This is a genomic window from Rhodococcus sp. WAY2 (assembly GCF_009859915.1).
Taxonomy (GTDB): Bacteria; Actinomycetota; Actinomycetes; order Mycobacteriales; family Mycobacteriaceae; genus Rhodococcus_F; species Rhodococcus_F oxybenzonivorans.
This window is the reverse complement of record NZ_CP046572.1, coordinates 5,053,380-5,066,184: the sequence shown is the minus strand read 5'-3', so window position 1 is coordinate 5,066,184 and position 12,805 is coordinate 5,053,380. Positions and strand designations below refer to the sequence as shown.

Genomic DNA, 12,805 nt, shown 5'->3' with positions numbered 1-12,805 from the left:
GGACCGGCGATCCAAGTAATTGAGACCGAGATCATAGAACTACCACTCCGCCACGATCTCGCCGCCACCGGGCCGGATCCGGTCCGGATGGAATTTTATGCCCTGCTACCAGTACCGATGACTTCGGTGTCCGTTTCGGCGTGAGCCAAGACCAGCTCTTCGGACAAAGCTGGTTCCGTTCACCGATCAATGGCCAAAGAATCAACGGGCACACATCGGAATTCTCATCACACTCGGCATTTTTCGAATAATGCCCAGCACTCCATTCTCCGCGCGAAAGGGCATATCCAGATATGAGGCAATTCTTCGTCATCCTCGCCGCTGCACTGATCGCAATGGCCGCAAGCACCGGCTCGGCCGGTGCAGTGGAAACGACACCCCAGACCAGCACAACCACGGCGGCCCTCACCTCGGACACGACCATTTCCGCCGGCGTGATCGGGGTCGCAAATCCTGCCGACGCCGCAACCGCTGCGCCGTCGGCGGCCGGGTCGATCATCGTGCGGACGATTCGGGAATGCGGGATGGGAGCGCTCGTGGGAAAGACGACCGACGAACTGTCGTTGCAGAACGTCATCGTTTTCGTCAACGCCGTAGGGCAGAGGCTGGCCGCGGTCGCCGCGGGCCCGCTGGCCATCATCACCGTCGCCGCCTACGGCTGCATCGAACGCGCCCTCACGAGCCTGCGCCCGGACAGCGGAGAACGCTGATGCACGTGACTTCGATCGATCGCTACGACATCGAACCCGGCACGCTCACAGAATGGACCCTGCGACCAACTGCGGCTTCACTGAAGTCGAATATTCCGCCCAGCTACAACCAGCGTTTCCACCTCGACACCGCCCGGGCACACGGATTCGGTCGCAGCGTGTGGATGGCGGGCAGCCTGGATCTGCCGGGCACACTCGACCACAGCGCTGTACGGCGCACATTCGAGATATTCATCCGTAGGCACGACGCACTGTGGACGGGCTTCGACGTCCATCCCACACGCATCGAGCGCCTCATGGTGCCACCGGATGCCGTTGCGCTGAAAGAATCGGATCCCGTCCGGTTCGACGACCCCGTGTCGCTCCGCGCACACCTACGCACCCGCTTCACCGCGGAGTGCGACCCCCTGACGTTTCCCGCCTATCTTTTCGCCATCGTGCAAAGGCCCACATCGAGCACCGTCATCGCGGCGTTCGACCACACCATCGTGGACGGGCTGTCCCTCGTGATCGCGTTGCGCGAACTACGGCAGATCTACGACCTGATCACGTCGGCACCGGCGACGGACGACACGCAGATCGGAAGGGTGCTGGACGACCCGGGAAGTTTCATGTCGTACTGCGAAACGGAAGCCATGGATACGGCCGTCGATGACAGCGACCCGAGAATCCGGGCGTGGTCGCGGTTCTACGAGCGCTGCGGTGGGACAGCTCCCACATTCCCCTTGGACCTCGGCGTCGAGGAGGGAAGACCGGCGCGGCAGGCGTCCGATGTCCGGTTAGTTCTCGACGGTCCCGGCACCGCACGGTTGGAAGAGAACTGCCTACGAGCAAGAGGCACCATGTTCACTGGTGTGCTGAGCGCTATCGGTACCGCGTTGCAGCGCGAAGGCGGCCCGCTCCACCTGCCACTGCAGTTTCCCCTGCACACCCGCCACAATCGCCGGTGGAAGGACTCCATCGGGTGGCTCACCGCCACTGCCCCGATCGTGGTGCCGGTGTCAGCGCACGGGTCGTTCGAGTCGACGCTGACCGGCACTCACGCGTCGTTCCGCACCGCACTCTCGCTGAAGGGGCTGTCCATGGAACAGGTGCGTCGTGGAGTGGGTGACGGATACCGGCGAACCCGAACCGACCTGTTCATGGTCTCGTATATCGACTACCGCAAAGTCGCCTGCCCCGAACAGCTTCGGGCGATGAACGCACACCACATCAGCAATGTGACGGTGTGCGATGACGCCCAATTCTGGGTGTCGCGGACCGGAGAGGGGCTTTCGTTACGTTCGCGATATCCCGACACGGCAACGGCGCATTCCACGATCTCCCGGTTCCTCGATCAACTGGAATCGGTGTTCACCGAGGTCGTCCGCAACGACATCACGACACCGGTCCCCGCGTATTCGTAATACGCACCGACCCGCTCCCCTAAGTGGCAGCGACGGGGTGATCACCCATCTTCCCGTCGCTGCCCTGAGTCAGTTCAGTCCGAGATCTGCGAGGCCGAGCAGCGACCGGTACTCCAGCCCCTCGGCCGCGATCACGTCGTCGGCTCCGGTGGCGCGGTCGACGACGGTGGCAACACCGACCACGGTGGCGCCCACGTCACGGAGCGCCTTCACCGCGGTCAGGGGGGAATTGCCGGTGGTGGTCGTGTCCTCGACAACGAGAACCCGTTTGCCGACCACGTCCGGTCCCTCGATCTGGCGCTGCATCCCGTGCGCCTTGGCTGCCTTACGGACGACGAACGCGTCGATCGGCCTGCCCGCCGCGTGCATGACGGCCATCGCCACCGGGTCGGCTCCCATCGTGAGTCCACCCACCGCGTCGAAGTCCCAATCCGACACCAGCTCACGAAGCAATTTCCCGATCAGCGGGCCGGCCTCGTGATGCAGCGTCGCGCGGCGCAGGTCCACGTAGTAGTCGGCTTCCTTGCCCGAGGACAACGTCACCTTGCCGTGCACTACAGCCAGCTTCCGCACCAGCGCGGCCAAATCCTCGCGATCACTCATGACAGAAACCCTACCCACCGCTACGTGCGGCCACGGCCCCGGCCGACCACGTTGGTGAGGCGACGCACAACGCTCTTCGGGACCAGCCGTCCGACCGAAGTAAGCACCTTGTACTGGGCGCCCGGGACGCTGACGACCTTCCCCTTCTCGAGATCCGCAAGGGAGGCCGCCACCACTTGCTCGACGCTGAGCCACATGACCTTCGGGATGGAAGTCATTTCGATTCCGGCGCGTTCGTGGAACTCGGTGCGAATGAATCCCGGGCACAACGCCTGCACGCGGACACCTGTCCCCGCCAGACCTCCCGACAATCCCTCGGAGAACGAGATGACATACGCCTTGCTTGCCGAGTAGGTGGAGCCGCGGCCGGAGAGAAGCCCGGCCACACTGGCCACGTTGATGACAGTGCCGTTGGCCGACGCGATCATCGCCGGCAGCGCCGCCCGGGTGAGCTGCATGACGGCAGTGACGTTGACGTCGAGCTGAGCTTGCAGCAGCCCGGGGTCGGCGGTCCAGAACTCACCGGAGGTGCCGAAGCCCGCGTTGTTGACCAGTACGTCAACGCCCTGGTTCAGACGCCCGGCCACTTCCAAGCGACCCGCGGTCGTCGCCAGATCGGCGGGAAGGATCTCGCACTCCGTGTCGAACCTTGCCTTGGTCTCGGTGGCGAGCTCGCGCATCCGCCCTTCGTCACGGGCGACCAGCACCAGGTCGTAACCCAGCGAGGCGAACTTACGGGCGAACCCCGCGCCCAGCCCGGAGGTGGGGCCGGTGACGAGGGCGACCGGTCGCGTGGGGGCGTCGTCGGAAGCGGACGGGAGGTCGGCGGAACTCGAAGGCGTCGACATACCGGTGACGGTAGCAAGGCGCGGCACGCCTGTGCGCGGTTAACGAGTCCCTGGACTCGTCAACCCCTCACGGGCGGGGGCGGCCCTGGGGAGGACGACCACCGGCCGGCGGGTGCGGCGCCGAGGCACGCCCTTCGGCTGGGCGCCCTTCGGCTGGGCGTCCCGCGGCTGGGCGTCCCTCGGCTGGGCGCCCTTCGCGCAGTCGCGGCCGGCTCGGGTCGTGAGGTTGACGGTCGAGTTCGCGTGGCTCGATGACCGGCGGGAGGACGTGCAGCAGACCGGACAGCCGGGCCACCGCCTCGATCGCCGAATCCCATTCGCGCCCGGTGCTGTTGATGGGCAGCGAACCGAGGGTCCACTCCCCCTCGCTCCACAGCATGTTCACGTGCGGCGGAACCGACTCGGTGAAGGCGACCATCCGCTGATCGCAGACGCGGCGCGCGATCTCGAGGTCGGTGGCGAAAACCACGCGCGGCCCAATGGCCCCCAGCAACTCGAGGTCCGCATCCTTGGGCGGCGGCGTCGACTTGAGCCGGAGGTCGATGTCGACATCGGAGCCCACTTTGCGGTGCACCGCGACGATGGTCGCGGTTTCCTCCAAGTCGAACAGGATGAACGACTCACCCCGACGTTCGCCCCGCACGACATCGAGGGCGCTGAGGTACTCCTGCTTGGCCATAGCGGCGCGGTGGAATTTGGCCGGCAACCGTTCTTCAACGCTCTCGTAGGTGTAGCCCTGAGCCTTCGCCCAGATCTGCCGCACACGGCCGGTCTGATCGCGCCGCGAGCGATCGAAATAGAGCAACGCACACGCGCCTGCGAGTGCGATCAACGCCAGTACGAACCACATTCCCGTCATCGGTGATCAGCCTAGCGAGTCGACGGCGCAATCGGACCATGCGGTACCGGGACACCCCGTGTCGGACGGCGCCGAGGACACGATGGTCAGTTGCCGCCGAGCCGGGGCAGCTCTGTGCTGATGATCGTCTCCGCCATCATCGAGCCGTTCTCGATCTTGGTGCCCTGAACCATGACGGTGAATCCGGGCTTCAGATCGGCGACGGTGGCCCCGTCCAGGGCGATCACGTTGGTCTGGGGGTTGGTCTGCACCGTCACCTGTGATCCGCCGATGGCGTCGAGGGTCAGCGTCGTGCCGTCGTTGGCGCTGATCGTTCCGAACGCAGCACCCGCCTCTCCGATGGCCTCGCCGATCCCGCCGGGGAGTTGGTCGAGCGGCGACTCGGATGTCGTGGACGGGGGCGTGCTGGTCCTCGGCGGTGCGGTGGTGGCAGGCGGGCGTGACGTGGTCGGTCCCGCCACCGTCGACGACGAGGAGTTGTTCGGCGCCGACGTGAAGAGCGCGATGCCGAAACCGATAACGGCGATCAGCAGCAAGGCGGCTGCAGCGCCGGCGATCCACGTGGCGACGCGGCGCGGCTTCTTGTCGTCAGGTTCCTCGCCCGGCGGCCTAGGCGGGTACTGGGGGTTCGGGTACTGGGCATGGGGATATTGCCCGGTGGGATAGCCGCCGTAGTACTGCTGCGCGTCGTACGGCGGATAGGCCTGCGTGGCGTTGGGCGGCGGCGCCCCCGAGGCGAACCTGGGGTCGTACGGCGGGAGCGCCTGCGTGGGGTTCGGCTGATTCTGCCCGTACGCCGCGGTGGGGTCGGACGTATAGAACTGTTGCGTGGGCTGCTCGGGGGTGCTGCCCAGGTACTCCGTCCGCTGCTCGTCTCGCGACCACGACTCCGTGCCGTCGGATCCCGATGTCGCCGAGTCGTCGTATGCGCGTTCCTGAGGAGTACGCGGATCGTCGGGGTTCGTCATGGTCGGGGCCCCTCCCTCGGGGTGTGGTTGCCGGTCGAACATGCTCGTGCGGCCTTCACGCGCAGCGCGGCCCGTTCGGGGGTTCAGGGTAGTAGCGCAACTTAAGACGGCCCTGTGAAAACAGGCGTGAGTGGCAAGGCGCCGGACGCACCTTGCCACTCACGGACGGGTCAGCCGAGGACCAGCGAATCACCGTTCTCGGATACCTTCACCGGCACGGTGTCACCGTCTTTGACCTCACCGGCGAGGAGCTTCTTCGCCAACTGGTCACCGATGGCCTGCTGGATGAGGCGCCGCAGCGGCCGGGCTCCGTACATGGGGTCGTACCCGCGCACCGCCAACCAGAACCTCGCGGAGTCGGAGACGTCCAGGGACAGCCGCCGCGCCTCGAGGCGGTGGGACAGCTGGTCGAGCTGGATGTCGACGATCGCTTCGAGCTGTTCCTCCGACAGGGCGTCGAAGATCACGACGTCGTCGAGACGGTTGATGAACTCCGGCTTGAACGCGTGCCGCACCGCATCCATCACCTGTTCCTTGGTTCCGCCCGACCCCAGGTTGGAGGTGAGGATCAGGATGGTGTTGCGGAAGTCGACGGTGCGCCCCTGCCCATCGGTGAGCCGGCCGTCGTCGAGTACCTGGAGCAGGATGTCGAAGACGTCGGGATGGGCCTTCTCCACCTCGTCGAACAGCACGACCGTGTACGGGCGTCGGCGCACGGCCTCGGTGAGCTGGCCGCCCGACTCGTACCCCACATATCCGGGCGGGGCGCCGACGAGGCGGGCCACCGAGTGCTTCTCGCTGTACTCCGACATGTCGATGCGCACCATGGCGCGCTCGTCGTCGAACAGGAAGTCGGCCAGCGACTTCGCGAGCTCGGTCTTACCGACACCGGTGGGGCCGAGGAACAGGAACGAACCGGTGGGCCGGTTGGGGTCGGCCACCCCGGCCCGGGCCCGCCGGACGGCGTCGGACACCGCTTGCACAGCCTCCGTCTGGCCGACGACACGTTTGCCCAGTTCGGTTTCCATGCGCAGCAGTTTGGCGGTTTCGCCTTCCATCATGCGGCCGGCGGGAATACCGGTCCACGCTGCCACCACGTCGGCCACGTCGTCGGGACCCACCTCTTCCTTGAGCATGACGTCGCCGTCACCGGCGGCGCCGGACTCACGGGCCGCCTGCTCGAGTTCCTTCTCGAGCTGCGGAATCTTGCCGTACCGCAGTTCGGCTGCGCGGCCGAGGTCGCCGTCGCGTTCGGCGCGCTCTTCTTCTCCGCGCAGGTTCTCGAGCTGCTCCTTGACCTCGCGGACGGAGTCGATGGCCTGCTTCTCGTTCTGCCACCGGGTGGTGAGCTGGTTGAGCTTCTCCTGCTCGTCCGCAAGTTCCTGGCGCAGCTTGTCGAGCCGTTCCTTCGACGCCTCGTCGGACTCCTTCTGCAGCGCCATCTCCTCGATCTCGAGGCGGCGGACGATCCGTTCGACGGTGTCGATCTCCTCGGGACGGGAGTCGATTTCCATCCGCAGCCGCGACGCCGCCTCGTCGACGAGGTCGATGGCCTTGTCGGGGAGGAACCGGGAGGTGATGTAGCGGTCGCTGAGGGCGGCGGCGGCGACCAGCGCGGAGTCGGTGATGCGCACACCGTGGTGCACTTCGTACCGTTCCTTGAGTCCACGCAGGATGCCGACGGTGTCCTCGACGGAGGGTTCGCCGACGAGGACCTGCTGGAAACGCCGTTCGAGGGCCGCGTCCTTCTCGATGTGCTTGCGGTACTCGTCGAGCGTGGTGGCGCCGACGAGCCGAAGTTCACCGCGGGCCAGCATCGGCTTGATCATGTTTCCGGCGTCCATCGCCGATTCACCGGTGGCACCGGCGCCGACGATGGTGTGCAACTCGTCGATGAACGTGATGACCTGGCCGGCCGAGTTCTTGATGTCGTCGAGAACCGCCTTGAGCCGTTCTTCGAACTCGCCGCGGTACTTGGCGCCCGCCACCATCGAACCGAGGTCGAGGGAGATGACGGACTTGCCGCGCAGCGATTCGGGAACGTCGCCCGCGACGATGCGCTGAGCCAGCCCTTCGACGATGGCGGTCTTACCGACACCCGGCTCGCCGATCAGCACCGGGTTGTTCTTGGTCCGGCGGCTCAATACCTGGACTACTCGGCGGATTTCGTTGTCGCGCCCGATCACGGGGTCGAGCTTGCCCGCCCGTGCCGCGGCCGTGAGGTCGGTCGAGTACTTCTCGAGCGCCTGGTAGGTCCCCTCGGGGTCGGGGCTGGTGACGCGAGCACTGCCACGGACGGTGGTGAACGCGTCGCGCAGGGCCTCCGGGGTGGCACCGTGCCGTCCGAGGAGATGCGACACGTCCGAGTCGCCGGACGCGAGCCCCACCATGAGGTGCTCCGTGGACACGTACTCGTCGTCGAGTTCGGTGGCGAGATGTTGCGCAGCGGTGATGGCGCCGAGGGCTTCGCGCCCCAACTGCGGTGTGGTGGTGGCCCCGGATGTCTTGGGCAGCCGGTCGACCAAGGTCTGAGCTTCGCGATGGACCGCGGTGGGATCGACCCCGACCGCTTTGAGCAGCGGTGCGGCGATGCCGTCGGTCTGATCGAGCAGGGCCACGAGTAGATGCGCGGGCCTGATATCGGGGTTACCGGCCGACGACGCCGACTGGAGCGCAGCGGTCATCGCGGCCTGGGTCTTGGTGGTCGGATTGAACGAGTCCACTGGTCACCTCTTCTGGCGAAGTAGAGCGGTCCGTCGCCGGAGCCGGGAGGGACCTGGCGACGCTGTCACTCTTCTTAACGCACGAAAGGTTGAGTCTGTTCCGCTCAACTTTGGAATTTTTTGGAGTTCCTCCACCATCGTGCCCACTTTCAGGCGCCGATCGCAGCTGCCATCATCGGCCACGAGGTGTAGAGGTCCTCTTTCCAATACTCCCAGGAATGGGTGCCGGCCGGCCGGAGGTCGACCGTGACGGGTATGCCGAGGGTGTTGAGCTTCTCGGCCAGCCGAACGGTGCAGTCGTTGGTGACGGCCTCGATGACTCCGCCGACCACCACCTGGGTGGCGAGGGTGCCGCGGTCGCCGCCGACCGTGCGGGACTCCAACGTGTCGTGTTTTCCGGGGAACCCGGTCCCGTTGGAGAGATAGAGGGTGGTTCCCCGGAGTCGTTCGGCGTTGACGAACGGATCGTTGGCGATCCACAGCGGGTCGTCGGCCGGACCCCACATGTTCTCGGGGTTGCCGCCGAAATCAGCGACGGTGATCTCGACGTATCGGCGGGCCACGGGATTGCTGGTCATCGCGCAGCCGCTGTAGGCGCCGACGCTTCGATACAGTCCCGGCCGCGCGATCGCGAGATTGAGCACGCTGGTCGCGGACATCGACAGCCCCGCGATCGCATTGCTTCCGCTGGCATCGAGGGCGGAATCGACGATGGGCGGCAGTTCCTCGGTGAGGAAGGTCTGCCACTTGTTCCTGCCCAGCTTCGGGTCGTCCCGCTTCCAGTCGGCGTAGTAGCTGGACTCGCCGCCGAACGGAATGACCACATTGACGTCCTTGTCAGCGAAGAACCGCCCGACGTCCGCCCGGGGTTCCCACCCGTTCTTCTCGGAGTTGCCCTCCACGCCCCCGAGTAGGTAGACGGTGGGACGCTGCGCCGACGCGGCCGGAAACACGCGAACGGTGATGTTCTTGTCCATCGCGGCAGAGTGGACGATGAAGTCGGCCTGCGCATCCCCCACCGACCTTACCTCGACCAGCCGCGATCCGTCCGCGGCCTGGTCGGCCGTGATCGTCTCGGTGACTCCGCGAGGCTCCGCCGCTGCTGTCGGCAGGCCCGTCAGGGCCGCAAGCACCACGGCCAGTGCGCCCGCGGCCACCGTCGACGGCCGCCTGACGGCACCGCCGCGCCGCCGTGGACCGCCCAGTCTTGCACCGTCAGCCCGCATGGCCCCCCCTGATTTCCTCCCGACCGGTACCGGATGCATATCGTGCCTTGTCGGTCGCGAACGCCCACGCGCGACCCGCCGAATCGGCCTGCAGTTCGCCGGAAGTGACGTTCGCCGTAACCCGGGGTCCCGGCGACCGACGGCTAGAATGCAGTGGTTCGTATCGACACGCACGACACAGGGGACGGCTTGACACGAGATTGCCTCGATCCGCTCGTGATTTCGCGTCTGCGCGCAAGCTTTTCGTCGATCCTCTCCACCGAGCAGGGGCGCACTCGCCTCGCCACCACCTTCTACTCCACGCTCTTCGCCGAGCATCCCGAGTTCCGGTCACTCTTCCCGGCGGCGCTCGATCAGCAGAAGCACCGACTGTTCCAGGCGCTCGAATTCGTCATCGACAATCTCGAGGACCAGGACCGCGTCCTCGGATTCCTCGCCCAGCTGGGCCGCGATCACCGCAAGTACGGCGTCGAAGGCCGGCACTACTCGGCGTCGGCGAGAGCCTTACTCGTCGCTGTCCAGGATTCGTTCACCCGGGCGATCTGGACCCCTTCCCTCACTACCGCCTGGTCGGAACTGATCGAGTTGCTGCTCCACACGATGGCCGACGCCGCCGACAACGACGACCTCCCCGCAGCGTGGGGAGCCACCGTCGTCGGCCACGAACGCCTCCTCGACGACCTTGCGGTGGTCCGGCTCGAAGCCGACTCCCCGATTCCCTACGCGGCCGGCCAGTACCTCAGCGTCCAGATTCCGCAACGCCCTCGCCTGTGGCGGTACCTGTCCGCGGCCATTCCCACCAACCCGTACGGGCAGATCGAGTTCCACGTGCGGCGGGTGTCGGGCGGCTGGGTCAGTCCGGCCATCGTGAACGAGACGCAGGTGGGTGACCGTTGGCTGCTGAGCTCGCCCCTCGGCGGGCTCGAGGTCGATCGCGCCGGCGGCCGCGACGTACTCATGATCGGTTCGGGGACCGGTATCGCTCCCCTGCGCGCGCAGGTGATGGACATGGCCATGAAGGCCCAGAATCCGCGCGTGCACCTGTTCGTGGGCGGCAAGTATCCCTGCGACCTCTACGACATCGAGACGCTCTGGCAGCTGTCGCTCAGCAACCCGTGGCTCACCGTGGTGCCCGTCTCCGAGGAAAACGAGAACCCGTGGTGGCATGCCGTACCCGTTCCCGACGAGCCACCGGGCCTGCATCGACGACTACAGGGGCGACTCGGGCAGGTGGTCGCCCGGTTCGGGTCGTGGGCCGACCGGCAGATCCAGATCTCCGGTTCGCCCGCAATGATCAAGACCACCGTGTATGCGCTGCAGGGCGGCGGCACACCACCGGAACTGATCCGGCACGATCCCCTCGTCTAGCGCCCTCGGCCCGCCGATTCGCCAGCCATCCGAAGTCCGGTTCCACGTCGGGAGAACAGCACACACATGCACGCCACGCAGACCACCTGGATCAGCACCGTCGTCGAACATCACCGCCTGCGACAAGATCTTGCGGTGATCCGCCTCGTCGGCGAGTACGTCCCGTTCCGGCCGGGTCAGTACGTCGACGTCAGCGTCCCCCAGAACCCGCGGTTGCTGCGCAGGCTGTCGCCGGCGCTGCCCCCGTCACTGGACGGCAAGCTGGAGTTTCATGTGCGGACCGTGCCCGGCGGCTGGGTGAGCGGCGACATCGTGTCGGACACCGAACCCGGTGACCAGTGGCAGATACTCGAACCTCGCGGAACGATGTCGGTCGACGAGGACGGGCCGGACGTGATCATGATCGCCGGAGGCACGGGGTTGGCCCCGTTCCGGTCCATCCTGCTGGACCTCGCGCGGAACCCGAATCCGCCGCGGGTCTTCCTGTTCGTCGGCGACCGGACGCCACGGGACCTCTACGCGTCCGACATGCTCTATCTGCTGTTGCAGAACCTTCCCTGGCTCACCGTGGTCCCGGTGGTGGAGAGCATCACGAATCCGGACTGGGCGGACGAATGGCACGAGCGGACGAGGGTGGACGTCGGGTTCTCCGACGACGACCTCATCGAGGGCACCCTGCCCGACGTCGTGACGTCCTACGGGGCCTTCACCGACCATCAGGTACTGGTGTGCGGGTCGGCAGCCATGGTGCGCGCCACCCTGGACCGCCTCCGAGATACCGGAACACCGGCCGAGAACATCCAGTACGACCCGTACTGACCGGACGGAATCAGTACGACGGATCGTGTCGGATGTTCTCCGGCGGAGTTCCCGCCGCCTGCAGCCGGAACCTGGTGGTATTGATCATCGCCTCGGAACCGACCAGCTGGATGTCGCGCTCGGACCACGTCCCGAAGTCGGCGACGACCTGGCCGACCTTGCCGGTGAGCCTGCGGTGCATGCCGGGCAGCGTCGCGCTGCTGGGACCGGTGTACCACCAGGGGTCCTCGTCTTCTTCGGTGACGGGCACGACGGTGAGCCACGGATTCTGTTCGGCGAGAGCCCACAGCGTGCCCAGGTCGTACAGGTCGCAGGGATAGCGGCCTGCGAAGAACAGATGTACCCGAAGGTTCTGGGGACGCCGCGCCATGTCGAGTATCTGGGCGCGCAGCGGGGCGATGCCGGTACCCGAACCGATCATCAGGACGTCGCGGCCGTTCTCGAACCGGACTCCGAGGTCGCCGAGCGGTGATCCGACCACCCACCGCTCACCCACCTGTGTCTGGGTGACGATGGCCGGACTGACCCAGCCGCCGGACACCCGGCGTATGTGGAATTCGATGATGCCCTCGTCGTTGGGCGGGTTCGCCGGCGAGAGATAGCGCCACATCCTGGGCCTTGAAGGCACCTGCACGCTCACGTACTGGCCGGGGTTGTAGCTCATCGGCTCGTCGAGTCGGAGCCGGACCACCGAGATGTCCTTGCGAACCGGTAGATGCTCGATCACAGTGGCACCCCACGCCGGCGGCCCCGACTCGGCGTTCGCGGCGTCCATCATCGTGGCGGCGATGACGGAGAGCACGTCACGCCACGCCTGCTCGAGTTCGTCGGTCCACGGCTCGGTGGACGGAAACTGTTCCACCGCGGCGATCAGGGAATTGCCCACCGCGACGTAGTGCGCGTCCTGGACGCCGTACTTGCGGTGGTCGCGGCCGAGTTGCGCCAGATAGGTGAGGATCTGCCCGGATTGCTCGAGGCGGTCGATCACGTACTGGACAGCGGAGATCAATCGGTCGCGCTGCACATCCATCGCCGCAGGGAAGAAGTCACGTGTCTCCGGATAGCGTGCAAACAACAGGGCATAGAACGACCCCGACAGCGTCTGCGGCCCGTCCGGTACTGCTGCAATTGCCTTGAAGCTCGACCGGACCAGGGATATTGCCTGTGAATCCACCGCGCATCCTCGTCACCGACTGAACGCGGCCACGCCGCGAAGTACTTGGGCAGACTATAGGTGCGGCGGCTGTGCCGCCGACCAGGTCCCTCGATAGATGC

11 protein-coding genes are annotated in these 12,805 nt (G+C 66.3%); 4 read left to right on the top strand and 7 right to left on the bottom strand.

Annotated elements, in window-relative coordinates; genetic code table 11:
* Positions 1–293: 293 nt before the first annotated feature.
* Together GFS60_RS22815 and GFS60_RS22810 are read left to right on the top strand one after the other, a co-directional pair.
* Entirely contained in the window at positions 294–710 is a 417-nt protein-coding gene (locus tag GFS60_RS22815) for a hypothetical protein (RefSeq protein WP_159924826.1), read from the top strand.
* Positions 710–2,116 (top strand): condensation domain-containing protein, encoded by a 1,407-nt coding sequence (locus GFS60_RS22810; RefSeq protein ID WP_442972170.1) that lies wholly within the window; start codon positions 710–712, stop codon positions 2,114–2,116. Before GFS60_RS22815 ends, GFS60_RS22810 begins: the two co-directional genes overlap by 1 nt.
* A gap of 69 nt (positions 2,117–2,185) precedes the next feature.
* Here GFS60_RS22810 and pyrE read toward each other — a convergent pair whose 3' ends face one another.
* The 6 genes from pyrE to GFS60_RS22780 form a co-directional block, all read right to left on the bottom strand.
* Positions 2,186–2,719 (bottom strand): orotate phosphoribosyltransferase, encoded by a 534-nt coding sequence (gene pyrE / locus GFS60_RS22805; protein ID WP_109332769.1) that lies wholly within the window; start codon positions 2,717–2,719, stop codon positions 2,186–2,188.
* A gap of 20 nt (positions 2,720–2,739) precedes the next feature.
* A complete protein-coding gene (locus tag GFS60_RS22800) occupies positions 2,740–3,567 on the bottom strand; it encodes an SDR family NAD(P)-dependent oxidoreductase (RefSeq protein ID WP_159924822.1) in 828 nt (275 codons plus the stop codon).
* Between the two features lie 67 nt (positions 3,568–3,634).
* Positions 3,635–4,417 (bottom strand): hypothetical protein, encoded by a 783-nt coding sequence (locus GFS60_RS22795; protein WP_159927473.1) that lies wholly within the window; start codon positions 4,415–4,417, stop codon positions 3,635–3,637.
* A gap of 95 nt (positions 4,418–4,512) precedes the next feature.
* Complete coding sequence (locus GFS60_RS22790) at positions 4,513–5,394, bottom strand: DUF5666 domain-containing protein (RefSeq protein ID WP_159924820.1); 882 nt, start codon at positions 5,392–5,394, stop codon at positions 4,513–4,515.
* A gap of 170 nt (positions 5,395–5,564) precedes the next feature.
* Complete coding sequence (clpB, locus tag GFS60_RS22785) at positions 5,565–8,117, bottom strand: ATP-dependent chaperone ClpB (protein WP_159924818.1); 2,553 nt, start codon at positions 8,115–8,117, stop codon at positions 5,565–5,567.
* Positions 8,118–8,266: 149 nt separating this feature from the next.
* Positions 8,267–9,343, bottom strand: a complete 1,077-nt coding sequence (locus GFS60_RS22780) for an alpha/beta hydrolase (protein ID WP_159924816.1) — start codon at positions 9,341–9,343, stop codon at positions 8,267–8,269.
* A 216-nt stretch (positions 9,344–9,559) separates the two neighbouring features.
* Between GFS60_RS22780 and GFS60_RS22775 the strand changes: the two genes are divergently transcribed.
* Positions 9,560–10,711 carry a globin domain-containing protein gene (locus tag GFS60_RS22775; protein ID WP_159927470.1) on the top strand — a complete coding sequence of 384 codons (1,152 nt, stop codon included), beginning with the start codon at positions 9,560–9,562 and terminating at the stop codon, positions 10,709–10,711.
* 66 nt (positions 10,712–10,777) lie between these two features.
* A complete protein-coding gene (locus tag GFS60_RS22770) occupies positions 10,778–11,530 on the top strand; it encodes an FAD-binding oxidoreductase (RefSeq protein WP_159924814.1) in 753 nt (250 codons plus the stop codon).
* Between the two features lie 10 nt (positions 11,531–11,540).
* On the opposite strand, the gene GFS60_RS22765 is transcribed toward GFS60_RS22770, so the two are convergent.
* Positions 11,541–12,704, bottom strand: a complete 1,164-nt coding sequence (locus GFS60_RS22765) for a globin domain-containing protein (RefSeq protein WP_159924812.1) — start codon at positions 12,702–12,704, stop codon at positions 11,541–11,543.
* Positions 12,705–12,805 lie beyond the last annotated feature (101 nt).

Excerpts from the sequence above, each read along its gene's own strand:
- GFS60_RS22795 (WP_159927473.1), bottom strand. The coding sequence starts at position 4,417 with ATGTGGTTCGTACTGGCGTTGATCGCACTCGCAGGCGCGTGTGCGTTG.
- GFS60_RS22810 (WP_442972170.1), top strand. The coding sequence starts at position 710 with ATGCACGTGACTTCGATCGATCGCTACGACATCGAACCCGGCACGCTC.
- pyrE (WP_109332769.1), bottom strand. The coding sequence starts at position 2,719 with ATGAGTGATCGCGAGGATTTGGCCGCGCTGGTGCGGAAGCTGGCTGTA.
- GFS60_RS22800 (WP_159924822.1), bottom strand. The coding sequence starts at position 3,567 with ATGTCGACGCCTTCGAGTTCCGCCGACCTCCCGTCCGCTTCCGACGAC.
- GFS60_RS22790 (WP_159924820.1), bottom strand. The coding sequence starts at position 5,394 with ATGACGAACCCCGACGATCCGCGTACTCCTCAGGAACGCGCATACGAC.
- GFS60_RS22770 (WP_159924814.1), top strand. The coding sequence starts at position 10,778 with ATGCACGCCACGCAGACCACCTGGATCAGCACCGTCGTCGAACATCAC.
- GFS60_RS22815 (WP_159924826.1), top strand. The coding sequence starts at position 294 with ATGAGGCAATTCTTCGTCATCCTCGCCGCTGCACTGATCGCAATGGCC.
- GFS60_RS22780 (WP_159924816.1), bottom strand. The coding sequence starts at position 9,343 with ATGCGGGCTGACGGTGCAAGACTGGGCGGTCCACGGCGGCGCGGCGGT.